Source organism: Myxococcus sp. AS-1-15, from assembly GCF_020037055.1.
GTDB classification, from domain to species: domain Bacteria; phylum Myxococcota; class Myxococcia; order Myxococcales; family Myxococcaceae; genus Myxococcus; species Myxococcus fulvus.
The window spans coordinates 798,527-823,507 of sequence record NZ_JAIQDF010000001.1 but is presented as its reverse complement, the minus strand read 5'-3'; the positions used below and the strand labels follow the sequence as shown (position 1 = coordinate 823,507).

Genomic DNA, 24,981 nt, shown 5'->3' with positions numbered 1-24,981 from the left:
CCCACCCTCACATCCCATGGGACACCGGCGACAGCCGACCGATGGGACGAATCTGCAGGGCGCCATCCAGCTCGCCGTACGTGAGCACCGCCACGTCCGGGAACGCCCCCTCGCACAGCCTGCGCAGTGACCTGCGCACATCCGGCGCGGTGAGCAGCACGGCCTTCCCGCCCGTCGCGACCTGACGCACCCCCTCCAGGATTTCCGCCACCCGCTCCGGGTCCGGCGAGAGCCCCCTGGGCCCGGCGGCCCGGAGAATCTCCTCCACCTCGGGGTCCACCAGGTAGGCATACAGCGGCCCCGTGGGCGCGAACTTGTGGCTGAGGTAGCGACGCAGGGCCTGTCGGCAGCGCTCGGCGAGCGCGGTGGCGTCCCCCTCGGTGGTGGGTGACACGAGCGCCTCCAGGATGGCCCTCAAGTCCCGGATGCTCACGCCCTCCTGGAGCAGCTTGCGCAGCACGTCCGTCAACAGCGGCAACGGCACCTTCTGGAGCGCCTCCTTCACCAGCATCGGCGCACGCGGCTCCAGCCCCTCCAGGAGGCCCTGGACATCCTGGAGCCCCAACAGCTCCGCCGCCCGGCTCCGCAGCACAACGCGCAGGTGCTCGGCGAGCAGCGCCTCGGGGCGCAGCACCTGGACCTGGGCGAGCTCCACCGGGCCGCGGCCCGACTCCGGAATCCGACTGATGCTCCTCCCCGTCGAGGGCTCCACCGCCGGCTCCGCCTTCACCTGGAGGAACGCGAGCTCGTCCGGAGGCGCCAGGGCATAGAGCACGCCCGGGGTCAGCTGCCCGCCGCCCGCGGGGACCTCGTCCACCAGGATTCGATACTCCCCCGGGGACAGATAGGCGGCCTGGGTCCTCACGCGGATGCCGGGGACACGGATGCCCAGCTCGAAGAAGAGCTCGTCCCGAACCGCGTTGAGCTGTTCATGCACGAACGCGCCCCCGGAGGACTGCGTCAGCACCGTCAGGTCCGGCGCGAGGTCCAGGGTGAGCGGGGACACACCCACGGGGAGCGCCGCGCTCATCGGCGGAGCCGCTTCCTTCCCGGAAGCCCCCGCCTTCTCGCCCGACGCCTCCGACTCGCTTGCCGCCGCCACCGGACGGGCCGCGCCGCGTGACAGGGCATACCCGAGTCCCGCCAGGGCCGCCGCCAGCACCAGGAACGTCAGGTGCGGCATGCCCGGCATCAGCGCGAGGACGCCACACAGTCCCGCGACGACCCAGAGCGTCCGGGCCTCGCCGAAGAACTGCGCGCCGATCTCCGCGCCCAGCGAGTCCTCCTCGCGCTCCGAGGCCACCCGCGTGACGACGAGCCCCGCCGCCACGGTGATGCAGAGCGAGGGTACCTGCGACACGAGCCCGTCACCGATGGCGATGAGCGCGAACGTCGCGGCCGCCTCGGAGAGCGACAGCCCTCCCTGCAACACGCCGATGAGCGAGCCACCGAGCAGGTTCACCGCGACGATGACGAGGCCCGCGATGACGTCGCCCTTCACGAACTTCATCGCGCCGTCCATCGCGCCGAACATCTGCGACTCGCGCTCCAAATCCCTCCGGCGCTTGCGGGCCTGAGCCTGGTCGATGGCCCCCGCGCGCAGGTCCGCGTCGATGGACATCTGCTTGCCTGGCATCGCGTCCAGGGTGAACCGGGCGGACACCTCCGCGACACGCTCCGCGCCCTTCGCCACCACCAGGAACTGCACCAGCGAGAGGATGGCGAACACCACGCCGCCGACCACGTAGTCCCCCTGCACCACGAACTCACCGAACGCCTGGATGACGTCGCCCGCGTGCCCCTCCGCGAGCGCCAGCCGCGTGGACGAGACATTGAGCGCCAGTCGGAACAGCGTGGTGAACAACAGCAACGTCGGGAAGGACGTCACCTTCAGCGCGTCCTTCGCTCGCAGCGCCGCCACCAGCAGCGCCACGCCCGCCGCAAGGTTCAGCGCCAGGCCCGCGTCCAGCAGCCACGCCGGCAGGGGGATGATGAGCGCGCCCAGCACGGCGGCCATCGCCACCGCGAGCACCAGGTCCGATGAGCTCTTCACCTTCGACAACCACGACGTCAGGGCCTTCATGAAGTCCGTCTCCGAGATGATTCGTCCGCGTCCCGCGCTTCCATCGCCGTGCGGAGGACGACCGCCGCCGCCTGGTACAGCTCCTCGGGGATGGGCTCCCCCAGGTCGTAGTGGATGAGGCTCCGCGCCAGCGGCACGTCCCGCACCACGGGGATGCCGAGCCGACGTGCCTCCTCGCGCAGCGCGAGCGCCTCCTCCTCACGCGCCTTCGCGACGAGGTAGGGCGCCTCGCACTCCTGGGTGTCGTAACGGAGCGCCACCGCGAGATGCGTGGGATTGACGACCACCGCGGTGGCCCGGGCCACGCCCCGAGCCGGTCCGCCCTGCGCGAGCTGCCGGTGCAACGCCTTGCGCTGTCCCTTGTGGCGCGGGTCTCCCTCGCTCTCCTTGTGCTCGCGCTTGAGCTCCTCCCGGCTCATCCGCAGCTCACGAAAGTGGCTCCGTCGGGCGAGCAGGTAGTCCCCCACTCCCAACACCACCAGCACCCAGGCCAGGGTGTGCACCAGCCCCTCGATGCGCCCCAGCAAGAGCGGCAGCCCCTCGCCGCCCGCGAGCCACGCGGTCCGCAGCACCTGCGGCCCCAGTTCCTCCACCTCGCTCCACACGAACATCGCGACCAGGGCCACCACGACCAGCGCCTTGCCCAGCTCCAGCCACGGCTTCACGCTGAACAGCCGCTTCATCCCAGCCGCGGGGCTGACACGCTCCCACTGGGGCGCCACGTGCTCGGGATTCATCTCGAACCCCACGGTGGCCACGCTGACGCCCAGCGACGCGATGAGCGCGCCGCCGAGCACGGGCCCGCTCATGCCCATGAAAATCCAGAGCCCCTCCTCCCAGGCGCCCGCCCCCTGCTGCTCGAGGAACAACCGCGACGTCCAGTCCCGCAGCCGCGCCACCTGCGGCGCCGAGCCCGCCATGAAGCCGAGCACGCCTCCCAACGTCACCGCGCTAGAGGACAACAGTCGGCTGCGCGGAATCTGACCCTTGCGGCGAGCCTCGCGCAGACGCTTCGCGGAGGGCTGCTCCGTCTTCTCCCCACTCATCGGGCCAGCTCCCCCAACACCGAGAGCGCCCCGCCCGTGGAGACGACTTCCGCCAGCAATCGCTCACACAACACGCCTGTCCCCAACCACAACACCGCGCCACCCCCCAGGATGCGCAGCGGCGCTCCCAGCTCCTGCAGGTTCAGCTGCGGCGCCGCGCGCGACGCCATCGCCAGGAAGCAATCCACCGTCAGCATCGCCGCCGCCATCGGCGCGCCCACCGCCAGGCCCGTGGCCAGCGCGCCTCCCGCGAGCACGACGACGTGCAGCGTCGCGGCCTCCGTCGGCACGAAGGCCCCCAACCCCACCACGCCGAACCCACGCACCCAGGCGCCGAACATGAGCGGCGCCACCGCGCTCGACATCACCAGCCCCAAGAGCAGCTGATGCAGCCCTTCGCCCGTGGCGGACTCGCGGCTCCCCGACACCGGCAGGCTCGCCTCCGCGGACGTGCCCCTCAACAGGTCGATGAACCTTCCCCCCATCCGCGCCGCGTCGAACGGCAGCGCGGAGACCATCCCCACCGACACGCCATAGGCCAGCTCCCGCAGCAACCAGCCCGCCAGCGTCCACGACGACGTCACCGGCGCCGGCAACTCCACGCCTCCCTCTACTCGGAGGAACAACGCCAGGGACAGCACCAGCCCCAACCGCACCGTCGGCGGCGTGGCCTGTCCACCCAGCACGGGGCACAGGAAGGCCACGGGCACGAGCCGAGCGCAGCACAGCGCCACCACGGCGGCGTCCGGCCCGAGCGCCTCCAGCGACGAGCGAACCAGCTCCAGGTTCATACCGAGACCTCCGCGATGAGCGTCAGGAGCTGGTGGGTGAAGCGCGTGAGCTGGGCGGCGATCCACGGCCCCGCGAGCACCAGGGCGAACACCGCAGCGCACAGCTTGGGTACCACCGACAGGGTGCTCTCCTGCAGCTGCGTCGTCGCCTGGAACAGCCCCGACAGGAAGCCCACCAGCAGGCTGGCCCCGACGGGCGGCAGCGACGCGAGCACCATCAACAACAAGGCCTCACGGCCCAGCGACAGCAACACGTCCTGGGTCATCGCGTCACCGGTATCCGAGGATGAGGCCGCGCGCGAGCAGCGACCAACCATCCACCGCCACGAAGAGGAGGATCTTGAAGGGCAGGCTCACCTGGCTGGGCGACAGCGTCTGCATCCCCAGCGCGAGCAACACGTTGGCGATGACCATGTCGAGCACCAGGAACGGGAGGAAGACGAGGAAGCCAATCTGGAAGGCCTCCTTCAGCTCGGTGATGACGAAGGCTGGGATGATGACGAAGAGGTCCGTCTCCTGGACCGCCTCCGCCTCCTCCGGCGGCCGCAGCTCACGCGCCAGGTCCACGAAGCGGGCCCGCTCCTCGGCGCTGCCATGCTTCACCAGGAACTCGCGCAGGGGCTCGGCCACCCGAGCGGCCGAGTCGAGAATCCGCGCACCGGAGCCGGACTCGAGCTCCTGGTAGGCGAGCTGTCCCGCGTCGTACATCCGCTCCATCACCGAGGCCATGATGTGGCCCGTCAGCACCGCCGCCAGCCCCGTCAGCACCAACGTCGGCGGCGCCTGCTGCGTCCCCATGGCCGAGCGCGCCAGCGACAACACCACCGCGATTTTCGAGAAGCTCGTCAGCATCAGCACCGCGAACGGCAAGAGCGACATCAGCGCGAGCATCCCCATCATCGACAGCGGACTGCCCGCGAAGGACTGCTGACCGAGCATCCCTTCCGGGGACGCCGCGGCGACCAACGGCACGAGCCACCCCAGTCCGCCGCTCATGACCGCATCCCCCTGCGCATCCCACGTCCCGGACGGGGCCGACGGGCCGGCGCCAGGACGAACGGAGCCGCCTGTCGCCGCTCGGGCAGCGCATGCACGTGCGCGAACGCATCCCCGAAGGTCACCAGGAAGTCGCGCCCCTCCACCTCCACCAGCGCGAGACCACACCGCGGTGACAGCCCCGCCCGGGAGACGACCTTCAAGCGCTCGAGGCCCGCCGCGCTCGTCCCCCTCGCCCTCCGTCTCCACCACCATCCAAGCCCCCCCAGTGCGCCCACGAGGAGCACGCACCGGGCCACCGAGACCATGGACACCCCTCCCATCGGCCCCAGCAGGGCCAGCGCGAGCACCAGGAGCGTCGCCACCTGCAAGCGAGCGCGCGGGGAGAACGAGAACCGACGGGCATTCATGGGCGCGCTCACGGCAGCAGGGCCAGGATGCGGGCACCAACCTCGCCCTCGATGTCCACCAGCTCGGCGCGCGCCACCACCCGGTCGCCCACGCGCAACAACACCGGCGTGCTCGCGTTGATGTGCAACGGCAGCACCACGCCCGACTTCAACGCCGCCAACTCCGAGAGCGGCACGAGCACCCGCGTCAGCTCCACCTCCACGTCCACGGGGAGCGGGGGCATTGCGTCGCTGCTGCGTTCATTCGAGGCCTGCATGTTCGACTCCGGGAAGGGCGCACGGACCTGCGCGCGCGTCAGACAGAAGCCCTCGGGATGGAACGTCCCCGCGAGCGAGAAGCCACGGCCCACCAGCCGTCCGTCTCCCAGGAGGCGCGCGTTCTCACGGCGCACTCCCTCGAAGACCACCACGTCCCCCACCGCGAGCGCGTCCAGCGCCTGGTTCGTGAGCGGCATGCGCCCCACCAGACACCTCAGCTCGAGCGATGCGGCGAGCACCTCGGGCGCGACACTCGCGCCGCGCTCCACCGGGTACTCCAGGAACACGCTCTGGAGCAGCGGGGCCGGCAACAACAACCGGGCCCCCGCGCTCACCTGCCCCACCGTGACACGCAGCTCCACGCCCACCAGGGGCTGCCGGCCCCGCAGCCGGGCCGTGATGTCCTCGCCCCGCATCGTCAGCGCGACCAGGCGCGGCGCCAGCACCGGATACAGCTCCGACCGGGCACGCACCGCCGAGAGCCCCACCAGCACGAGGTACGCCAGCGTCGCGTCCTCCAGACGGGACAGCTCCGTCACCACACCAGCCCTGCCACCCGCGCCCGCGATACGCTCCAGCGCCGCGATGGCCAGCGCGGGCTCCAACTCCAGCACCGCCACGCCGCCCACCGCCGACAGCTCCAACAGGACGAAGACCGCCGGCCGCATCAGCCCACCAAGCGGAGAGACCACCGCGTCCAACAACCGGGCCTCGGCCGTCACGGAGCAACCCAGCTCACGGCCGAGCGCCTCGCAGACATCCCCCAAGGCCTGGCGCCCCTGGTTCGCGACACGGGGACGCGCGGCGAGCACGAGGTGCGCCCGGCTCATCCTGCGTGCCCCCAGCCGGCGCAGTCTGCGCGGCTCGGGTGGAATCGACGGTTCGGTGTCCAGGTTCATCGAAGAAGGCTCTTGGGGGGAGTGAGACGACGCACCCCTCTCGTGCACGGCCCCCGCCAGGAGGCCGTGTCGTGAAGTCGCGGAGTTGGACGGTGTTGGAATCCGGGCTCGGGATGCCCGGTACGCAGAACAGGACGGACGTCAGCGCGTGGCTTCGCGGATGAGCCGCTCGGCCAGTGAAGTCAGCAGCGGCGGCGCCAGCGGGTCCACCGGCTCCACCACCCTCCCGGGGAACAGGGTGCGGTGATAGGGCGGCAGGCGCCGGAACACCTCCTTGCGAAGCGGCTCCGGCGCCTCCTCCATCAAGGCCTTCAACCTCGCGGCGGCGTCAGCCCGCTCACCAAACTCCAGCGCCACCTTCGCCTGCCGCCGCGCCGAGGGCATCGCCGCCAGGGTCCGCAGGTGCACCTTCGCGCGCCGCATCGCCCCCGTTCCCAGCCCCTCCAAGAGCTCCCCTGCCCGCTCCCGCCCGAGCACCCACGCCACCAGCGCGTACCGCTCCAGGGGAACCACCAGGAGCGGGCGGTGCACCGTGGCCTCCAGGTCCACGGGCGGCGGTGGCGGCGCCACGGGCACCTCCTCCTTCCGCGCCGGACGACGCACCCGCCCCACACGTGTCGCTTCCATGTCGAGTGTCCCTCCTCTCAGGCGACCTTGCGCGCCGCACCCGGCGACAACACGGGCCGCGCGGGCACGGGCGGAACCACGGGCGTCGCACTCAGCTCGCGGAAGTGCCGCATCCGCAGCGCCACCCAGACGAGGGCTCCCGACAGCCCCGTCACCAGCACGCCGAGCACCGTGAGCAGCACCCGCAGCCGCCATGGCGAGGACAGGCCCTGCGCCGCGGCCACCTCGCCCCTCGCGGGAACCTCGTCCACCAACAGCGACACCGACTCGGTGGACAGCCCCTCCACGCCTCCGGCCACGAGCGCCTTCAGGACCTCCGAGCCCTGCCGCACCCTCGCCGCCTGGCCGGGCATCACCCGCACCATCGCCGACGCCTTCGATGGCATGGGCGCGACACCCGGACGCGGCGGCGGGGGCACCACCAGATGGACTCTCGCCAGCAGCACCCCCTCCATGGACTGGAGCGTCTTCTCCAGGCCCCGCTCCAGCACGCGCACGCGGCACAGCCCCTCCTCCGTGGGCGTGCGCACCAGCCCGCTCCCACCGAAGACGTCGCAGCCCACCTCCGCCGCGGGCCTCGGCAACCCCAGCTCCGCGAGCACCCTCACCGCCTCCGTCGACTGGTCGCCCATGACTTCGATGGACCACGAGGGCTTCTTGCCCGCCTCCAGGACCTTGCGCGCCTCCACCCCTCGCTGGATGAGCACCGTCTGGAGCTCGTTCGCCTGCCGCTCATCCAGTCCGTGCTGGATGCGCTCTCGACACGCCGCCGTCCCCAGGAGCAACAGGACGGCGAGCCACCTTCGGGAAGTCGATGACATGGCGCGCTCAAACCTGCGTCTGGAGGACCTGCTTGACGCCGCCGGTCGCCTTCTCGACGACCTTGCCGGCGAGGTCGAGCTCCTGGCTCGCCCGATAGACCTGCGCCTGCAGTGACAGCAGCTCCGCCGACGAGAAGTCCCGGCCCGACTCCGCCAGCCCCAGGATGTGGTCCAGTCGCTTCTGCGCCTGCCCCACGCGCTCCACCACCTGCGCGGCCTGCTGCTCCCTCGCCGACTGGACCGAATCCACCCGCTCGCCCGCCTGCGCCCGCGCACACCCCGCCTGCGCCCGCGCCCCCGTGCCCTCGGCCCGGACCACGCCCGCGGAGGCCTCGCCCACCGGACGCGTCGCCCCCTCCACCGACACGGGAGGCCCTCCGCTCGGTCCAGGGTTCCGGGCCCCCTCCAACACCTGACCGAACCGCTCGCGCCCGGGCGCCACGGGCGACAGGCCCGGGCCCCCCACGGCGCCCACTTTGTCCACGCTCATGGCTGCCATGCCCTTTCAGCGGATGTTGTTGATGGCGGCCTTCGCCGAGTCGTGGCGGACCTTCATGATGTTGGAGACCGCGTTGTGCTCACGGCTCTCGCGCTGCATCTCGTTCTGCAGATGCAGATAGGCCGCATTGAACTTCTGGCCCTCCGCGCTGAGCTCCTTCTGCGCGTTCAACAGCTCCCACGCATCGGTGCTCCCCGACGACGTGCCTCCCGTTCCCAGCGAGGCGCTCGCCGTGGAAGCCGACGCCGTGGAGGCCGACGCCGTGGACGCGAAGTCGGACGTCTTCATGGGCGCCACCTGCGCCACCGCCAGCTTCGTGCTGGAGACCGCCGCGCTCAGGATGGCGCCGGTCGGAATCATCCCGCCCACCACGCCCGCCCCCTTGTTCACGACGGTGTGCGCCGCGTGCGCCAGCACCGTCCCGAAGTCGTTGCGCGGCGTCTGCCGAGGCAGGGTGTGGGTGGTGCTCAACAGGTACGGGCTGCGCTGACTCGGTTCCAAGCAAGACCTCCGGCGATGGGTGCCGGAAGCCCCTGTTCAGGGGCCATGCCAGGAGAAATCCCGAGCAATCCCGCCTGCCTCGGCGCCCACCGGACTCCACCCGCCGGGAAGAGCGTCCGGACGATGGGATGGGCGGACGGGACGGAAACTTGCCTCGCACGCCAGGTGCCTCAGAGTTGTCGCACCCTGTCGCACGCGGAGGAGCAGATGCAGACTTCCAATGGTGGCCCCCACATCGCCGAGCGCTTCCACCCGCGCGTCGAGGCGGACATCGCCGTGAAGGTGCTCCTGCCGGGACGCGCCGTCATGGCCCGGGCCCGCGATGTGTCCATGGCGGGCCTGTTCCTGCTGGCCCACCCGGGCGACTCGCAGCGTCAGCTCACCCTGGCCCTGCCGCTGCCGGGGGACCGCGAAATCGTCACCACCTGCACCATCCGCCGCCGCGAGGCGAACGGCGTGGCGCTGGAGTTCGGCGAGCTGGACTGGGACGACCTCATCGCCCTGGCGCGCTTCCTCCACCCACGCCTGCCCTGAAGCTCAGGCCGGCTCCGAGCGGGGCGGCGCCATGCGCAGCCGCTCCACCAGCGCCATCAGCTCCGCGCCTCGGAAGGGCTTGTGGATGTAGCCGTCCGCGCCCGCCAACGTGGCGCTCTCCATGTCCGACTTCTTCGCCTTCGCGGTGAGCATGTAGAGCGGCACCGCCGCCGTGACGGGGTCGCTCTTCAGGATGCGACACGCGGAGATGCCGTCGAGCTGCGGCAGGACGACGTCCATCAGGATGAGGTGGAAGGTGCGGCTGCGCGCCAGCTTCAGCCCCTCCAGCCCGTTGGCCGCGCACACCACGTCCACCGTGCCGTCGCTCAACATCGAGCGCACCAGCTCCCGGATGACGGGTTCATCCTCCACGAGCAGGATGTGAAAGGGTGCCTGGGACATGCCAACCATGTTTCTCCGGCGCGACGCTGGACGACTCGAGGGCGATGACTCGCGGGCGCGCCACCCCCACTTCCGGTGCCACCTGCCGCGCGCGGTATAGCCCCGCCGACACCACGCGCACCAGGGTTGCCATTCATTTGTGTGGAGCACCACGCATCCGACATGTCTGCCTGGGATTCACGGGGAAATCCGCCCTTCGTCTCCGAGCCCCGGCCGGCCGACCGCTCCCCGGGCCAGCAGGCCCTCCGCGCCACCCGCGCCCCTCGGAATTCCACCCCACCAGGTCACCTCCTGCACGCCCCTCCCTCCAAGGCTTCGGTTCTCCGTTGTCCCGGAGCGCTATGATGGGCCTGAAATGGCTGCAAAACTAGAATGTCCTGAGTGCCGAGGCACGGTGGGGCGAGACGACTTCCAGTGTGAGCACTGTGGGTTGCTCCTGGACCCGGAGCAGGCCAGCGGGGAGTACGTCGTCACCGAGCCCACCATCGTCCGGGCCATGCTCTCTCCGCCCCAGCGCACCCGGACCATGGAGCTGCCCCGGCCGCCGCCGCAGAAGCCCGCGGCCCACCACCTGGCCACCGCGCGCTTCACCATCCCCATGGATGCGCAGACGGTGCCGCGCCTGCGTGCCGGGTTGGACATCGCGCTGCAGCCGCTGCATCCCTTCGAGGCGCATATCGCGTCGTTCGTCGATGGCGTCCTCGCGGTGCCGCAGCTCGCGCTCGCGGCGCGGCTGCCCGAAATCGAGGTGAAGGTCGTCCTCAAGGGCCTGCTGGAGCGCGGCGTCGTGGAGCTGCGGCGCGAGCCGGCCCCGCCGCCCAAGCGCAGCCTCACGGCCGAGATGCCCGTGCTCGACGGCTCCGAGTTCCTGGAGCCCGAGCCGCTCGGCGCGGACGAGGAGGCGGAGCCCTTCACCCTCCGGGACGTGCAGGTCCCCACCCTCTCGGGTGAGGCTCCCCTGCCGCCGATGGCCCTGGGTGACGAGGACGACCTGACGCCCATGGCGCTCGGTGACGAGGAGCCCATCGAGGACCGTCCGACCCGACGCGACAGGCCCCTGGATACACCCTCGCATGACGCGCCCGCGAAGCCCTCGCGGGGCTTGCGTCCCGGAGCCGCGCCCCGTGGGGCCTCGAGCCCCGCTCCCGGGGAGCGCCCCCTGCCCGCGGGCCTGGCGCGACCGCCAGCCTCTCGGCCCGGCGCATTCATCGGAGCGACTCCCTCACGGCCAGGGCCCCTCGAAGGAGCGGCGCACGCGTCGCGGCCCGCCGCCCCGGCGAGCCCTGTCATCCCCTCGGATGAAGCCCCCACGCTGCGAAGCTCGCATCCACAGTTGGGTGGCGCCTCGCGCGTGGTGCACCCCGCCGCTTCCGCACAGCCCGCCCGGACGCCCCCGCCGCTCGTCACGCCCAGCGGGGCGACCACCCTGCCCGCCGTCCCCTTCCCCGGGAAGGTGGCCCCCACGCCCGTCGAGCACGCCACGCGTCCCCAGCGTCCCTCGATGCCGCTGGATGCGCCGCTCCCCGGCGCGGCCCCGAATTCGCCCGAGGACCTCCTCCAGCGCGCCGTGCGCCTGGAGCGCGCCGGACACGTGGAGCGTGCCATCGAGGTCCTCACCAAGGCCATCGACCGCGCCCCCGACGCCGCCGCGCTCCACAGCAAGCTGGCCCTCATCCTCATCCACCAGCGCAAGGACTACGCGCAGGCGGCGCGGCTGCTGGAGCGCGCCGTGGAGCTGGAGCCGGGCAACACCGTCTTCCAGCAGAACCTGCTGAAGGTGACGGCGCTCTCCGCGGCCAACGCCGGCGAGCGCAAGGACCGCAAGCCCGGCCTCCTCGCGCGGCTCACCGGCAGACGCGGCTGAACACCGCGCCGCTCAGGGTCCTCCGCCGTCCAACAACCGCTCGGCCTCCTCCAACGAGAAGGCCAGATACGCGTCGTAGCCCATCTCCCGGCTGGTCCGCTCGAAGTGCAGCGCCGCTTCCACCGAGCGCCCCACCACCCGCACCACCCGACGGAAGCCTCGCGCCTTCGCGGCCTCCATGATGCGCCGCAGGTGCACCGTCCCCTCGTAGTCCAACGACGTCACGCCCTTCAGGTCCGACAACAGGTCGAACCGCGGACGCATCCGGTCGATGGCACTCACCGCGGCATCGCCGACGCGCTGGGCCTCTTCCTTGTCGACGTCTCCCCAGATGCGCACCACCAGCCGGTTCTTGCCGACGTGGACCTCGACCTCGAACACTGGGCACCGACCTCCAAGGAAAACCCGATATCCTCTGAGTCAGTCTACTCCTGCAGGAGCACCGGCATCCAGGCTCCTTCCAGGAAGCCCTGTCGTTCAGATTTCCGCGACGCCCTCGCGCTCGGCCCAGCCCTCCAGGCCGTTGGGCAGCCGGATGCGCACGAAGCGCCCCGTCTCCTCGAGCAGGCGCACCTTCAGGCCCGCATGCACCTCGAAGATGGAGCGCGCGCCGGGCTGCGGCAGCTCCCGGGCCACCAGGGTGGGAGCCAGCACCACCGCTTCATGCACCGTGTCATCCACGTGCGCGTGCGCGGCCAGCAGCACGCCCGAGGGAAGCGCCACGGCGAACAGCAGCGCCGCCAGGATGCCCACCACCGTGCGACGCCCCGGCGCGAGAAACCGCCACACCAGCACGAGCAGCAGCGCGCCCACCCACGTGCCCAGGAAGGTCCACGCCACCACGTTGCCGTCCGTGGCCGCCGTCACGCGCGGCAGGAACTCCTCCTCCGCCGTGGCGCCCACCACCTTGTCCACCTGTCGGGCGCGGGCCACGGCCAGGTTGGCCTCCAGGTCCGGCGCGCGGCCGCCCTGCTTGCGAGCCTGCTCCAGCGCGAGCACCGCCCGGCCCAGGTCCCCGCGCGCCAGGTGCGTGGTGCCCAGGTTGTAGAGGACGTCCGCCCCACCGTGGCCTCGGGACAGGAGCTTCTCGTAGCCCTCCTGCGCGGCGGCATAGTCCTCGCGCGCGTAGGCCTCGTTGGCCTTGAGGAAGACGTCCTGCGCCTCTTCCGGCGAGTAGTAGCCGCTCACGCCCAGCCCTCCATGGCGGCGAGCGCCGCGTCCATCACCTTCTGCCGCGCCGCCGCGTCACCCCCGCCGCCGTAGCGGCCCAGGTCGCACGCCTCCAGCACGTACAGCACCTGCCCGCGTCGCTCGTCCGCCACGCCCGCCGCCTTCATGCGCTCGCCGATGACATCGCGGGTGAGGCCGATGACGGGCCCCCCCAGCCGCGCGCCCAGGAAGCCCTGCAGCGCCTTCTCCACCTCGGCGTAGAAGGCCCCGGCGTCCGCGCCCGACTGGAGCTTCTCCGCCTCCACCAGTCGCTTGCGCGCGGCCTTCGCCTGCTGACGGCTCTTGTCCGACTCGGTCCGCGTCGCCAGCCGGCCCCGCAGGCCGCCGATGAGCGCCACGCCCGCGAGCAACCCCAGCGGCGCCAGCACCATCGGGACGAAGAAGCCACGCTTCCACGGCGGCTCGGACGGCGCCACGAAGCGCGCCTGGTAGCGCACCGGCCTGAGGCCTCCCGCCGTCAGCACGTTCTTCTGCTCGTTGGCCGCGTCCGCCACGTGCGCGGAGGACGTGGGCGGCGGCGTGGGGCTGCCCGCCGCGGACTCCACCGTGAGGGTGATGGGCTCGGTGCGCGCGACCTCGTAGGAGCGGGCGCGCACGTCGAAGAAGGGGAACTCCAACGCGGGCAGCGTGAAGGTGCCCGTGCGCTGCGGCATCACCAGGTACTCCACCACGCGGCGGCCCTGCACCTTGTTGCGCTGCGGCGCCACCTTGTCCGTCGTCGTGGGGTCATAGATTTTCAGCGCGGAGGGGCCGGTGAGCTTCGGCGGGGTGACGTTCTTCACGTTGCCCGTGCCCTCCAGGATGACCTTCACCGTGACGGGCTGGCCCAGCTCCACGCGCGTCGTCGACACGTCCGTGGACAGCCGCCACGCGCCCACGTTCGCGTTGGACATGCCCGGCGGCGCACCGGGCGGCAGCGGCGCCACCTTCACCTTGAGCCCATTGGACACGCGGTGCACGCGGTGGCCCGCGAAGAGGAAGCCCGTGGTGATGTCCGCCTCCGCCGGGGAGATGGCCAGCGAGCCGGCCTTCACCGGGAAGAGCGCGCGGCGGCGCAGCAGATAGGCGCGGTACGGCACGCCATCCACCACCTTCTGCTCGCCCGACAGCTGCGTGGGGCTCTCCACCTCCTCCGTCCAGAAGCCCTCCAGCTTGGGCATGGTGACGGCGTCCACGCTGGTGAGGTCCACGCGCGAGTAGATGTAGAGCGACAGCGTCACCTGCTCGCCCACGTAGACCTGGTCCCGGTCCAGGCTCGCGCGCAGGAACAGGTCCGAGTCGCCCCGCGGGATGCTCGGCGTGTCCTCCTCCTCGTCGTTGGCGAACGGGTCCGGCAGGCGCGAGGGGAAGTTGGCGAACGGGTCCGGCAGCCGCTGCGGATTGCGGCCCGACTGCGCGGGCGCGGGCCCCAGCTTCCCCGGCATCACCACAATCTGCACGGAGTCCGTGCGGTGCGTCTTGCCCCCCGCCGTCATCTCCGCGGGCGGAATCGTCAGCTTCCCCGTCCGGTTCGCCCGGAGCACCATCACGTACTTGGTGACCTCCTGGATGTTGGCGGGGCCACCACCGGACCAGGACACCGAGCGCTGGGTGCTGCGCGAGCTGTTGAGCACCTCGAAGTCGTCCGACTGCGGCAGCCGCACCTTCGCGTCCGGGGGCGCATCCGCCGTCACCACCGTGAGGCGGAAGGTGTCCTCGCTGCCGACCTCCTGCCGGTCCACCGTCTGGTAGAACTCGAGGCCCGCCGACCACGCCGGCCCCGAGACCAGCAGGGCCAGCACGGCCAACACCACCCCGGCGCCGAAGCTACCAGTCCTTCTCATTGGGCTTCCTCTGCTTCTTCTTCTGCTGGAAACGCCAGAGCTGGAGATTCTTCTCGTTCTGCTTCATCGCATCCAGCAAGCGCTCCGCTTCCTGCTGGTCCAGGTCCGACGGGCTCACGCCCGCATCCGCGCCCGACGACTCCGAGTCGCTCTCCGACTCGCTGCCGCCATCCGCGCCGCCATCCCGCGGGTCGCCATCTCCGTCATCGCCGCCGCCATCCGCGCCGCCGTCGCTGCCGCCATCGCCCTTCTGCGGAGGCCCCTGGTCGCCGCCGTCGCCGCCATCCGCGCCGCCGTCACCCCCGCCGTCCGCGCCCCCATCGCCGCCGCCATCCGCGCCGCCGTCGCTGCCACCATCCTCCGTCCCACCGTCGGCGCCACCATCCGCGCCGCCGTCGGTGCCGCCGTCCACGGGCGCGCCGCCGTCCGCCTTGGTGCCGCCATCCTCGCCACCATCCGGGCGCCCGCCATCCGTCCCGGAGTCTCCCCCACCGTCCATTCCTCCATCCGCCGCGTTGTCCTGCGGCGGAGGAAGGTTGCGCAGCACCACCTCGTAGTTGTGCCGGGCCTGCACGTCCTGCGGGTCCAAGGTCAGCGCGCGTCGGTAGGACTTCAGCGCCTCCACCCTGTCCCCGGTCGTGGCCGCGAGGTTGCCCAGGTTGTACCAGGCCTTCTGTCGCAGGTCGGGCCGGTTGGACTCCGTCACCCCGCGGAACACCTCCTGCGCGTCCTTCACCCGGCCCAGCTTCGCCAGCGCGTCGCCCCGGTTGAAGTCCACGGTCGGGTCGTGCGGCCGCTCCTTCTTCGCCTCGTCGAAGGCCTTCAGCGCCTCCTCGTAGTTCCCCGCGAGGTACGCCTCACGCCCCTTCTGGACCATCGGGTGGTCGCGCTCCAGCGGCCCGGCGCCGAGCGCCGTCCACGGCAGCATGAGCAGCCACGCAAGCCCCAGCCACCGCGCGCTCATGGCGTCGACCTCCGGCGCGTGGATGGCAGGAGAATCATTCCCAACACGAGCAGCACCAGGCCCGGCACCGCGAAGGTCTGGAAGCGCTCGTCGTAGCGGACCGTCACGCGGCTCTCCAGCTCGCTCTTCTGCATCTGGTCGATGCGCTCCACCACCTGCCCCATGGCCACGCCGCGCGGCTGGAAGAAGAACGCGCCGCCCGTGGCCTCCGCGATGGCCGTCAGCCCCGCGCGGTCCAGGCGCGTGATCACCGTCTCGCCCGCGCCGTCCTTCTTGTAGTCCACGAACTCGCCGCGCCGGTCATACACGGGGATGGGCTCGCCGGACTCGGAGCCCACGCCCACCGTCAGCACCTGCACGCCCGCTTCCTTCAGCGCGTCGCTGGCCTCGCCCACCTCGCCCACCAGGTCCTCGCCGTCCGACAACAGCACCACCACGCGCTCCTTCGAGCCGCGGTCCGCGTTGTCCAACACCTGCTTCGCCAGCCGGAGCGCCGAGCCCACGTTGGTGCCGCCCTGGGGCATCACCTCCGGGTCCACCGCGCGCAGGAACAGCTTCACCGCCGAGTAGTCCGACGTGAGCGGCGACTGGATGAACGCATCGCCCGCGAAGACCACCAGGCCCACGCGGTCGCCCTTGAGTTCATCCAGCAGCGTCGTCAGCTCCAGCTTGGCGCGCTCCAGGCGGCTGGGCTGCACGTCGCGCGCGAGCATGGACTTGGACGCATCCAGCGCCACCACCACGTCGATGCCGCGCCGCTTGGTCAACTCGCTCTTCGTTCCACACTGCGGCTGCGCCAGCGCGAAGCCGAACAGCATGAGCCCCAGGCCGTACAGTCCGCCCTGCGTGGCCGGACGCCACACGGAGATGCCCGGCGTGAAGCGCTCGGCGTGCCGCTCATGCAGCACCGCGCGCACACGCGAGCGGCGCCGCAGGGACAGCATGAGCGCGAGCAAGCCCAACAGGGCCCCCAGCAGCACCAGGCCGAGGAACACCGGCTGGGCCAGTCCCGCCTGATAGCCGAGCACGGTGAAGCGCCAGGGTTCCACGGGCGTCACGGGAAGACCCTCAGGAAGGTGGAGCGCAGCAGCAGCTCCAGCGCGAGCAGGCCGAAGGCGGCCAGCAGGAACGGGTGGAACTCCTCGCGGTAGGTGGCGGACGCGCCGCCCTCCATCAGCTTGGAGCGCTCCAGCGAATCGAGCACCTTCTGCAGGCCGCGCCGGAGGCCCTCCGGGTCCGTCGCGCGGTAGTACTCGCCGCCCGTGCGGTCCGCGATGTCCTGCATCAGCTCGGGGTTGATGGGAATCTCCGTCTCGCGCCACACGGTGTTGCCGAACAGGTCCGTGCCCTGCGGGAAGGGCACCTTGCCGCCCTTGCCCACGAGGATGGTGTAGATGGGCACGTGGAGCGCCTGCGCCATGTTCGCCGAGTCCATGGGCGACAGCTTCCCCGCGTTGTTGTCGCCGTCGGTAATCAGCACCACCACGCGGCTCTTCGCCTCCGAGTCGCGCAGGCGGTTGAGCGACGTGGCCAGCGCGTCACCAATCGCCGTGCCGTCCTCCAGAACGCGGGTGCGCAGTTGCTTGATGACCTCCTTCAGCACGCCGTAGTCCAGCGTGAGCGGCGCCTGCGTGTACGCCGCGCCCGCGAAGACCACCAGGCCGATGCGGTCGTTCACGCGGTTGGCGAGGAACTCGGTGAGCACCTCCTTGGCCACGTGCAGGCGGTTCTGCGGACGGAAGTCGCCGGCCTCCATCGACGTGGACAGGTCCAACGCCACCACGATGTCGATGCCCTCCACCGACAAGTCGCGCACGCGCGAGTCGCGCACCTGGGGCCGGGCGATGGCGAGCACCGCTGCCGTCACCGCCACCACGCGCAAGAGCGGCAACAACGGCAGCATGTACGTGCGCAGGCCCTTGCCGCTCCTGGCGAACACGTTCGCCGCGGAGAAGCGCAGGGGCGCGCGAGCGCGACGCTCCCGCCAGGCCTGCACCAGGAGGAGCGGGACGAGCAGCAGCCCCCAGAGCGCCTCGGGGTTATTGAACGCGGGGAGCGGCGGCATTGTCGGGAGCTTGAATCGGCTGGGGCGGAACGTAGGTCTTGTCGACGAGCTCGTAGCCGAACAGGAGCGCGTCACGGCAGCTCTCGGGCGAGGCGTCCGCCCGCGCGTATTTCACCATGTCCGACTCGGACACGAAGCGCATGAGCTTGTCCTCGGGGAGGTTCGGCGGGGCCAGGCGGCGCAGCGAGGACATCAGCTCGGAGCTGGTGCACTCCAGGGCCTCGAAGCCGTAGCGCTCGCCCAGGTAGCCACGGACGATTTCGGACAGGCGGAAGTAGTGGTCCTTCACGCGGCCGCGCGCGGGCAGGTTCTCCGCCTTGAGCGTGTCCAGCGCCTTGCGCGTGCGCACGTCCAAGGGCTGCGGGGGCGGCACGTACACGTGCTTGGGGCGGTTCTTCCACCAGCGCAAGAGCGCCCACGCCAACAGGCCCGCGGCGAGCGCGCCGAGCAGCGCCAGCACCAGGCGCCACGAGCGGATGGGCACCTCCTGCGGCGGCTGGATGTCGAACAGGTCCGCGCCCTGCCCCTCCGCCTCCGGAGGCAGCGTGGACGTCACTTCAATCTGCCGACCCGGCAGCGAGTACTGGCGCGGGCCCTCCGGCGTGGCCACGTCGAACGCGAGCGCGGGCACCTGCACCGTGCCCAGCGCGAAGGCCGACATGCGCACCGCGAACGTCGTGGTGGCCGATTCCGCGCCGTCCTGTCGCTGGCGCGTCTGGTCCAGGAACTCGAAGTCCCCCGTCTCCTTGGGCACCGCCAGCTCGTAGCGGTGGTCCTTCGGATGGGTGAGCACCACGTGGTACGTGAACGGGTCGCCGATGCGCACCTGCTGCGGGTCCACGCGCACCGACACGTCCAGCGGCTGCGTCTGTTCGTGCGTGGGAGCCCCGGGCGGGCTCGCCGCGGCGGGCGCGGTCCCCTGCGGCGCCTGGGCCCCGGCCGACGACGCGAGCGTCAGCGCGCCCACGCACAGCCCCATCGCGAAGCGCGCCATCCACCGGCTCATGCCGCCATCCTCCGGGCCCGCGCGCGGAAGAACTGCGCGAGCGCCTTGCCGTGGTCGTCTCCGGCGCGCAGCTCCACGTGGTCCAGCTCCAGCTTCTTGAAGAGCTTGCGGCGCTCGTCGCGAGCGGCCTGCATGGCGCGCGCGTAACGGCCCCGCACGCGCGGGTCGCTCGTGTCCACGACGAAGCGGTCCCCCGTCTCCGGGTCCTCCATCTCCACCAGCCCCAGGCGCGGGAAGGCCTCCTCCAGCGGGTCCTCCACCACCACGGGGACCAGGTCGTGCTTGCGCCCCACCAACCGCAGCGGCTTCTCGTAGTCGCGCGCCTGGAAGTCGGAGACGAGGAAGGTGACGGCCTTCCGCTTCGCCACCTGCGTCAGGTACGTCAGCCCCGCGGACAGGTTCGTGCCCTTGCCCGCGGGCTGGAACGTGAGGATGTCGCTCACCAGCCGCAGCACGTGCGTGCGGCCCTTGCGCGGCGGCACCACCTTCTCCACCCGGTCCGAGAAGAGGATGAGCCCCACCCGGTCGTTGTTGGCGATGGCGCTGAAGGCGATCTGCGCGGCGACCTCGGCCGCGATTTCGGCCTTGGTGCGCTCCTTCGAGCCGAACTCCTTGGAGGCCGACACGTCGACCAGGAGCATCACCGTGAGCTCGCGCTCCTCGGTGAAGACCTTGACGTAGGCCTCGTTCATGCGCGCGGTGACGTTCCAATCGATGATGCGAATCTCGTCGCCGGGCTGGTACTGCCGCACCTCGGAGAAGGCCATGCCCCGGCCCTTGAAGACCGAGTGGTACTGGCCCGCGAGCATGTCGGAGACCACCTTGCGGGTGCGGATCTCCAGCTTGCGGATGCGGCGGATGAGGTCCTTGGGCAGCACGGGGCGCTCGGCGGGAGGTCAGGGCACTTCGACGCGGTCGAACACCCGCTGGATGATCTTCTCCGGCGTGAGGTCCTCGGCCTCGGCCTCGTACGTCATCGCCACGCGGTGGCGGAGCACGTCGAAGGCGATGGCCTTCACGTCCTCGGGCGTGACGAAGGCGCGGTGGCGCAGGAACGCATGCGCGCGCGCGGCCTGGGCCAGGGAGATGGTGGCGCGCGGCGAGGCGCCGAACTGGATGTAGTCGGCCAGGTCCTTGAGGCCGTACTTGCCCGGCTCGCGCGTGGCGAAGACGACGTTGAGGATGTACTCCTTCACCTTCTCGTCCATGTAGATGTGGTGGACGAGCTCGCGGGCGCGCACCAGGTGCTCCACCGCGATGACCCGCTGGGCCCGGGGCGTGGAGCCTCCGGACATGCGGTCCATGATGATCTTCTCCTCATCCCGCGTCGGGTAGCCCACCTTCACCTTGAGCATGAAGCGGTCCACCTGCGCCTCGGGCAGCGGGTAGGTGCCCTCCTGCTCGATGGGGTTCTGCGTGGCCAGCACGAGGAACGGCGAGGGCAGCCCGAAGGTCTGGTCGCCGATGGTGACCTGGCGCTCGGCCATGGCCTCCAGCAGCGCGGACTGCACCTTGGCGGGGGCGCGGTTGATTTCGTCCGCGAGGACGATGTTCGCGAAGATGGGGCCCTTGCGGACGGTGAAGTTCGCGGCCTGCTGGTTGTAGATCATCGTGCCCACGACGTCCGCGGGCAGCAGGTCGGGGGTGAACTGGATGCGCATGAACGTGGCGCTGAGCGCGTCCGCCACCGTGCGCACGGTGAGCGTCTTGGCGAGGCCGGGCACGCCCTCCAGGAGCACGTGGCCGTTGCACAACAAGCCGATGAGGATGCGCTCCAGCATGTAGCGCTGGCCGACGATGACCTTGCCGGTTTCCTGGTTGAGGACCTCGACGAAGCTGCTTTCCTGCTGCACGCGTTCGGTGAGCGCGCGGATGTCCGTGTTCATGACGCCTCGGATGAGACTGGCGGCGGGCAGCCTAGGGTTGACCGGGTATCGGGCTCAACACCGCAGAAGCCCGGGCATTCCGGTAAGTTGGGTCCCCTTGTCCCCGAGGACCGTGTCCATGGCCCCATTGTCCCCCACTTCTCGTCCCGCCTCGCGAATTTCCAGGGGCCGTGGGGGGCGACCATGAAGCGCTCGGCCTGGGCCCAGGCGCCCTCGGCGGGGCCCGTGGAGGCGGGGCTGCTGGCCCAGTTGGCCCCGGCGGTGACGTCCACGGTGCACTGGCTGCCCGGAGGGGGGGCGCTGAGGGTGCTGGAGGGGGGCCAGGGCCCCACGGTGGTGCTCCTGCACGGGCGCGGCGGGGCGGCCTCCCTGTGGTTCGCGTACCTGACGGCGCTCTCGAGGGGGCACCGGGTGCTCGCGGTGGACCTGCCCGGCTTCGGGATGTCCTCGCCGACCGAGGGGCCCGTCCGCTCTGCGGAGGAGGGAGTGGGGTTCTTCACCGCGCCCGTGGAGGCGCTGCTCGAACAGCTCGCGCCGGGGCCCGTGTCCGTGGTGGGCCACTCGCTGGGGGGACTGGTGGGGGTGGAGCTGGCGCTGCGCTCGCGCGTGCCGGTGGAGCGGCTGGTGCTGGTGGACGCGATGGGGCTGGGGCCGGACATGGCGCGCAAGGCGCGGGCCTTCTTCCGCGCGGGACCGGAGCGACTGGCGCGCTCGCTGGGGCCTTGGGCCTGGGCGCGGATGATGCCGCCCGCGCCGACGCCGCTGGGGGAGCGGCTGGGCGCGCTCGACTACGAGCTGATGTCGGCGCCGGGTGGGCACGACGAGGCGGCGCGGGCCTTCGACAGCCTGGTGCCGCTGATGGGGCCGGTGTTCCACCGTCGGGAGCGGCTCGGTGAAGTCACGGCGCCGGTGCTCCTGGTCTGGGGTGAGCGCGAGGACGTGCTGCCCCTGTCGCTCGCCGAGGAGGCTTCCCGGCGCTTTCCGAACGCGAGGCTGGTGCGCGTGGACGCGGGCCACAGTCCCCATCAGGAGCGCCCAGAGCGCGTGCTCCCCGAGCTGAAGTCGTTCCTCGCCGCGAGCGGAGCGCCGTAGCGAACCGCGCCCGCGTCGATGCCGCGGATGCCCGTGGACATCCACGACGTGGTGGGGACGAGACGCGGAGGACGCCAACGAAGCGGGCGTCCTTCGGAGATGCGGACGCGCGCGAGTATCCTCGGAGCGACGTGTGCGGCTCACGGGTCGAAGCGGATGATGCGCTCGATGCGGTACGTGCCGGCGACATCCAGGGCCTTCACGAGCATCAGGTCGCCACGCTGTCCCAGGGACAGCGACTGACGCGCGGGCTGCGTGAGCCGGACCGTATCGCCCGGCTTCGCGCCCTTGCCGGACAGCGGCACCGCGAACAGACCCGCGCCATCCACGGTCTCGACGGCGCCGAGGACTCGCAAATCTCCCAGCTCTTCAATCTTCCCCACGTGCGCGAGCACCCGCTTCTTGCCCTTGGCGCGCACGGCCCGGTTGACGGCGATGCCCACGTCGCCGGTGAAGGACCTTCCATCCGCGCCGAACAGGCCGATGCCCCGGAGCAGCAGATGCACCATGCCGGAGCTCTCGTTCTGGGGGATGGACTCGTAGCGCGAGACATCCGCCGCCTCGGCCCGGCCGCTCGCGAGCGCATCGAGCGCCGTGGCCAGCGCGACGAAGTTGAGTCGCACCAGGGGCTCGTCCGGAGGCAGTGAGGTCCACGCCCCCGTCTCGATGAGCACCGAGGGGGTCCCCCATCGCGTCATGTTGTCGCCGAAGGCCCGCGACTCGAAGCTGTCGTCGTAGCGCCCCACCTGTCCGGGCGCGAGCGTCTCCACCGCGTCGCGAATCACCGCGCAGACCTTCTTCGCGAGCAGCCGCCCGGAGTTGTCGCTCCGCGCCTTGTCGAACGCGGCCGCGAGCACGGAGATGGACGCGGGCCGGCCCGTGTCCCCCACCCCATGTCGCCAGCCCTGGTTGTGCAGGTTGAAGCCGATGAACGGCTGGATTTCGTCGCGCAGCTTCTTGAGCGTCCTTGCCTCGGGCGTCTGGAGCGCGAGCGCATCGCGGTTGATGTCGATGCCCTGCGCGTTGCGGCGCTGGAAGCGCTCGGCGCCATCCGGGTTGAGCATGGGCACCGCGTGGAGCGTGAGCGTGGAGAGCAACCTCGCCACCCAGGGCTCGTCACGGTGGGTCCTCAGGTACTCGAGCAGGTCCAACAGCGCGGTGGTCGCCGTGGGCTCGTCCCCGTGCATCTGGGACCAGAGCAGGACGTGACGCGAGCCCGTGCCCAGCGCGACATGGTGGAGCGCGCGCCCCTCCACCGAGTGCCCCACGACCTCGAGCCGGAAGAAGTCGGGTGAGCGCGCCTTCAAGTCCTTCAGGTGTCGCTCCACATCGGCGTGCCGGACGAGCGGCGCCACCGGGAGCGCCGCGAGATGGACCTGGGCCCACCGCTCCGCGAGCGCGTGGGGTTCGGGGACGGTGACGACCGGAGAGGTGGACATGGGCGAGGCCACGGGCTGCGCGGTTCGAGCGAGGGCCGGTGCGGGCACCATCCCCCAACAACAGGCGACGACACGAAGGAGACGACTGCGTCCAACCTGGAACATGGCGCGCTCCTGGCCGCGGGGCCATCAGGACTTCTGGGCGGGACGCAGCAACGTCTCGAGGAAGCGCAGGTACTTCGGGTCCTCTTGCTCGAAGATCTCCTTGTCCGCGCCCATGAAGGCCCGTGCCAGCTCGTCACCGGCGCGCCGCAGGTCGCCCAGCTCGAACTCGCACTGCCCCAGCCGCAGGTGGATGAACGGGTTGCCCAGGCCATCGGGCGCGTGCACGGCGTCCTTGAGCGCGGCGCGGGCTCGCGAGAACTCCCCCATCTGGAAGAGCATGTCACCGATGGCCGTGCAGACCCACGTGGTCGCCTCGTACTCCATCCACGGCTCGGGGATGAGCTGGAACGCGGCCTTGAAGGACCGCAGCGCCGCAGCGGGGTCGCCCTTCTCGGCGAGTTCATCCCCCTCGGCGCAGAGCGCCTGGATGCGCTCGTGGACCTCGTCCGGAATCTCGGGCATGTGCACCTCACCACGGGCGGAAGACCGCCGTGCACGGCTGCGTATACCACCCTTCCCGGTGTGCAGCGCGCTGCACAACCCGTGGGCAGGCGGCCATCCCACCGCGTGTCCCCGCGCCTCGTGCCGAGGAGAGCCCCGGTCGGGTACGACTCTTGGATAGACTCCGAGCGTGCCGAAAGACCTGCTCGAACTCGATGCGACACCCGAGCGACTGCGCGCGCTCGCCGAGGCCCGCGTCATTCCTCCCGACGCCCTGGAGCGCGCGCTCGCGCTCTCCACGGCTACACCGACGTCCGACGCGTGGCGGCGCTTCGTCTCCACCGTGCTGCTCGGCCTGGGCGCGCTGCTGGTGCTCTCCGGCGTCATCTACTTCTTCGCCTACAACTGGGCGCAGATGCACCGCTTCGCCAAGCTGGGGCTCATCGGCGTCGGCATCCTCGGCACCGCGCTGCTCGCGCGCAGGCTCGGTGACACGCTCGCGGGACAGTGCAGCCTCTTCGCCTCGTCGGTCCTCGTCGGCGCGATGCTGGCCGTCTACGGGCAGGCGTATCAGACGGGCGCGGACGCGTTCGAGCTGTTCGTCGGCTGGGCCGCGCTCATCCTGCCCTGGGTGCTCGCTGCGCGCTTCGCGCCGCTGTGGCTGCTCCTGCTCGTGCTCGTGAACACCGGCATCGTGTTGTTCCAGGACCAGGTCCTCGGCGGCGGTGACGCCTCGAAGGGCTGGCTCGCCGTGGTGCTCGGGCTGCTCAACGGCCTGGCGTGGGCCACCCACGAACACTTCGCGAACCAGGGTGTCTCCTGGCTGCAGGGCCGCTGGCTGCCCCGCGTGCTCGCGACGATGAGCGTCCTGCCCCTGCTCGCCGTCGGCACGGCGTTCATCCTCATTCCCAGGGAGGTCCGCTCCAGCGGGCTCGCCGCCCTGGTGCTGCTCCTGGGGACCTTCGCCGCGGAGTACGCGCTCCACCGGCACCTGCGCGGCGAGCTGTTCCTGCTCACCCTGGGCGCGCTCTCGGCGATGACGCTCGTGACGACGGGCCTGGGCCGCGTGGTGTTCGAGGGCACGAAGGACGAGCTGGGGCTCTTCATCCTCCCCATCTTCATCATCATCCAGGTCGCCGTCGCCGTCCGCTGGCTGCGCGCCGAGGCCCGCGCCACGGGCGCCTCCGAGGAGTCCTGAC

The 24,981-nt window shown here is 71.2% G+C and carries 27 protein-coding genes; 4 read left to right on the top strand and 23 right to left on the bottom strand.

Annotation, left to right across the window (positions count from 1 at the left end; translation table 11 throughout):
• Positions 1-7 precede the first annotated feature (7 nt).
• The 11 genes from K8625_RS03450 to K8625_RS03400 form a co-directional block, all read right to left on the bottom strand.
• Complete coding sequence (locus tag K8625_RS03450; protein ID WP_223781818.1) at positions 8-2,083, bottom strand: flagellar biosynthesis protein FlhA; 2,076 nt, start codon at positions 2,081-2,083, stop codon at positions 8-10.
• Complete coding sequence (locus K8625_RS03445; RefSeq protein ID WP_223781817.1) at positions 2,080-3,129, bottom strand: flagellar biosynthesis protein FlhB; 1,050 nt, start codon at positions 3,127-3,129, stop codon at positions 2,080-2,082. Before K8625_RS03445 ends, K8625_RS03450 begins: the two co-directional genes overlap by 4 nt.
• Positions 3,126-3,920 carry an EscT/YscT/HrcT family type III secretion system export apparatus protein gene (locus K8625_RS03440; RefSeq protein ID WP_223781816.1) on the bottom strand — a complete coding sequence of 265 codons (795 nt, stop codon included), beginning with the start codon at positions 3,918-3,920 and terminating at the stop codon, positions 3,126-3,128. The genes K8625_RS03445 and K8625_RS03440 overlap by 4 nt, the downstream gene beginning before the upstream one ends.
• Complete coding sequence (locus K8625_RS03435; protein ID WP_223748240.1) at positions 3,917-4,186, bottom strand: flagellar biosynthetic protein FliQ; 270 nt, start codon at positions 4,184-4,186, stop codon at positions 3,917-3,919. The genes K8625_RS03440 and K8625_RS03435 overlap by 4 nt, the downstream gene beginning before the upstream one ends.
• A gap of 4 nt (positions 4,187-4,190) precedes the next feature.
• Positions 4,191-4,916, bottom strand: a complete 726-nt coding sequence (sctR, locus tag K8625_RS03430) for a type III secretion system export apparatus subunit SctR (protein WP_223781815.1) — start codon at positions 4,914-4,916, stop codon at positions 4,191-4,193.
• The gene (locus K8625_RS03425) at positions 4,913-5,326 is read right to left on the bottom strand and encodes a flagellar biosynthetic protein FliO (RefSeq protein ID WP_223748238.1); all 414 of its coding nucleotides are present in this window, start codon (positions 5,324-5,326) and stop codon (positions 4,913-4,915) included. Before K8625_RS03425 ends, sctR begins: the two co-directional genes overlap by 4 nt.
• 8 nt (positions 5,327-5,334) lie before the next feature.
• Entirely contained in the window at positions 5,335-6,483 is a 1,149-nt protein-coding gene (gene sctQ / locus K8625_RS03420) for a type III secretion system cytoplasmic ring protein SctQ (RefSeq protein ID WP_223781814.1), read from the bottom strand.
• A gap of 141 nt (positions 6,484-6,624) precedes the next feature.
• Positions 6,625-7,110 carry a hypothetical protein gene (locus tag K8625_RS03415; RefSeq protein ID WP_223748236.1) on the bottom strand — a complete coding sequence of 162 codons (486 nt, stop codon included), beginning with the start codon at positions 7,108-7,110 and terminating at the stop codon, positions 6,625-6,627.
• A 17-nt stretch (positions 7,111-7,127) separates the two neighbouring features.
• Positions 7,128-7,931 (bottom strand): flagellar M-ring protein FliF, encoded by an 804-nt coding sequence (locus K8625_RS03410; protein ID WP_223781813.1) that lies wholly within the window; start codon positions 7,929-7,931, stop codon positions 7,128-7,130.
• 7 nt (positions 7,932-7,938) lie between these two features.
• Entirely contained in the window at positions 7,939-8,421 is a 483-nt protein-coding gene (locus tag K8625_RS03405) for an ATP-dependent helicase HrpB (RefSeq protein ID WP_223781812.1), read from the bottom strand.
• Between the two features lie 15 nt (positions 8,422-8,436).
• Positions 8,437-8,931: a hypothetical protein gene (locus tag K8625_RS03400; protein WP_223781811.1), complete on the bottom strand. Its 495-nt coding sequence runs from the start codon at positions 8,929-8,931 to the stop codon at positions 8,437-8,439.
• 207 nt (positions 8,932-9,138) lie between these two features.
• Between K8625_RS03400 and K8625_RS03395 the strand changes: the two genes are divergently transcribed.
• The gene (locus tag K8625_RS03395) at positions 9,139-9,465 is read left to right on the top strand and encodes a PilZ domain-containing protein (RefSeq protein ID WP_223748232.1); all 327 of its coding nucleotides are present in this window, start codon (positions 9,139-9,141) and stop codon (positions 9,463-9,465) included.
• A gap of 3 nt (positions 9,466-9,468) precedes the next feature.
• Here K8625_RS03395 and K8625_RS03390 read toward each other — a convergent pair whose 3' ends face one another.
• The gene (locus K8625_RS03390; RefSeq protein ID WP_223748231.1) at positions 9,469-9,876 is read right to left on the bottom strand and encodes a response regulator; all 408 of its coding nucleotides are present in this window, start codon (positions 9,874-9,876) and stop codon (positions 9,469-9,471) included.
• Between the two features lie 385 nt (positions 9,877-10,261).
• Here K8625_RS03390 and K8625_RS03385 point away from each other — a divergent pair, with 385 nt between their 5' ends.
• The gene (locus K8625_RS03385) at positions 10,262-11,731 is read left to right on the top strand and encodes a tetratricopeptide repeat protein (RefSeq protein WP_223781810.1); all 1,470 of its coding nucleotides are present in this window, start codon (positions 10,262-10,264) and stop codon (positions 11,729-11,731) included.
• Between the two features lie 12 nt (positions 11,732-11,743).
• Here the strand turns inward: K8625_RS03385 and K8625_RS03380 are convergent, their stop codons facing one another.
• The 9 genes from K8625_RS03380 to K8625_RS03340 all read right to left on the bottom strand — a co-directional run bounded on the left by K8625_RS03380 (position 11,744) and on the right by K8625_RS03340 (position 20,705).
• Positions 11,744-12,112 (bottom strand): hypothetical protein, encoded by a 369-nt coding sequence (locus K8625_RS03380; RefSeq protein WP_046715551.1) that lies wholly within the window; start codon positions 12,110-12,112, stop codon positions 11,744-11,746.
• A 96-nt stretch (positions 12,113-12,208) separates the two neighbouring features.
• On the bottom strand, positions 12,209-12,919 hold the full coding sequence (locus tag K8625_RS03375) for an SH3 domain-containing protein (RefSeq protein WP_223781809.1): 711 nt from the start codon (positions 12,917-12,919) through the stop codon (positions 12,209-12,211).
• Complete coding sequence (locus K8625_RS03370) at positions 12,916-14,784, bottom strand: BatD family protein (RefSeq protein ID WP_223781808.1); 1,869 nt, start codon at positions 14,782-14,784, stop codon at positions 12,916-12,918. The genes K8625_RS03375 and K8625_RS03370 overlap by 4 nt, the downstream gene beginning before the upstream one ends.
• Positions 14,768-15,748, bottom strand: coding sequence for a tetratricopeptide repeat protein (locus tag K8625_RS03365; RefSeq protein WP_223748227.1), 981 nt, complete (start codon positions 15,746-15,748; stop codon positions 14,768-14,770). The genes K8625_RS03370 and K8625_RS03365 overlap by 17 nt, the downstream gene beginning before the upstream one ends.
• The gene (locus tag K8625_RS03360; RefSeq protein WP_223748226.1) at positions 15,745-16,806 is read right to left on the bottom strand and encodes a VWA domain-containing protein; all 1,062 of its coding nucleotides are present in this window, start codon (positions 16,804-16,806) and stop codon (positions 15,745-15,747) included. Before K8625_RS03360 ends, K8625_RS03365 begins: the two co-directional genes overlap by 4 nt.
• A complete protein-coding gene (locus tag K8625_RS03355) occupies positions 16,803-17,813 on the bottom strand; it encodes a VWA domain-containing protein (RefSeq protein WP_223748225.1) in 1,011 nt (336 codons plus the stop codon). Before K8625_RS03355 ends, K8625_RS03360 begins: the two co-directional genes overlap by 4 nt.
• Entirely contained in the window at positions 17,788-18,819 is a 1,032-nt protein-coding gene (locus K8625_RS03350) for a BatD family protein (RefSeq protein WP_223781807.1), read from the bottom strand. Before K8625_RS03350 ends, K8625_RS03355 begins: the two co-directional genes overlap by 26 nt.
• Positions 18,816-19,697 carry a DUF58 domain-containing protein gene (locus K8625_RS03345; RefSeq protein WP_141330729.1) on the bottom strand — a complete coding sequence of 294 codons (882 nt, stop codon included), beginning with the start codon at positions 19,695-19,697 and terminating at the stop codon, positions 18,816-18,818. The genes K8625_RS03350 and K8625_RS03345 overlap by 4 nt, the downstream gene beginning before the upstream one ends.
• An 18-nt stretch (positions 19,698-19,715) precedes the next feature.
• Positions 19,716-20,705 (bottom strand): MoxR family ATPase, encoded by a 990-nt coding sequence (locus tag K8625_RS03340; protein ID WP_223781806.1) that lies wholly within the window; start codon positions 20,703-20,705, stop codon positions 19,716-19,718.
• Positions 20,706-20,888: 183 nt separating this feature from the next.
• Between K8625_RS03340 and K8625_RS03335 the strand changes: the two genes are divergently transcribed.
• The gene (locus K8625_RS03335) at positions 20,889-21,797 is read left to right on the top strand and encodes an alpha/beta fold hydrolase (RefSeq protein WP_223781805.1); all 909 of its coding nucleotides are present in this window, start codon (positions 20,889-20,891) and stop codon (positions 21,795-21,797) included.
• A 140-nt stretch (positions 21,798-21,937) separates the two neighbouring features.
• Here K8625_RS03335 and K8625_RS03330 read toward each other — a convergent pair whose 3' ends face one another.
• Together K8625_RS03330 and K8625_RS03325 are read right to left on the bottom strand one after the other, a co-directional pair.
• Positions 21,938-23,236 (bottom strand): M14 metallopeptidase family protein, encoded by a 1,299-nt coding sequence (locus tag K8625_RS03330; RefSeq protein WP_223781804.1) that lies wholly within the window; start codon positions 23,234-23,236, stop codon positions 21,938-21,940.
• A 129-nt stretch (positions 23,237-23,365) separates the two neighbouring features.
• Positions 23,366-23,803 (bottom strand): tol-pal system YbgF family protein, encoded by a 438-nt coding sequence (locus K8625_RS03325; RefSeq protein WP_223748220.1) that lies wholly within the window; start codon positions 23,801-23,803, stop codon positions 23,366-23,368.
• A 169-nt stretch (positions 23,804-23,972) separates the two neighbouring features.
• On the opposite strand from K8625_RS03325, the gene K8625_RS03320 reads away from it, so the two are divergent.
• Positions 23,973-24,980 (top strand): DUF2157 domain-containing protein, encoded by a 1,008-nt coding sequence (locus tag K8625_RS03320; protein ID WP_223781803.1) that lies wholly within the window; start codon positions 23,973-23,975, stop codon positions 24,978-24,980.
• Position 24,981 lies beyond the last annotated feature (1 nt).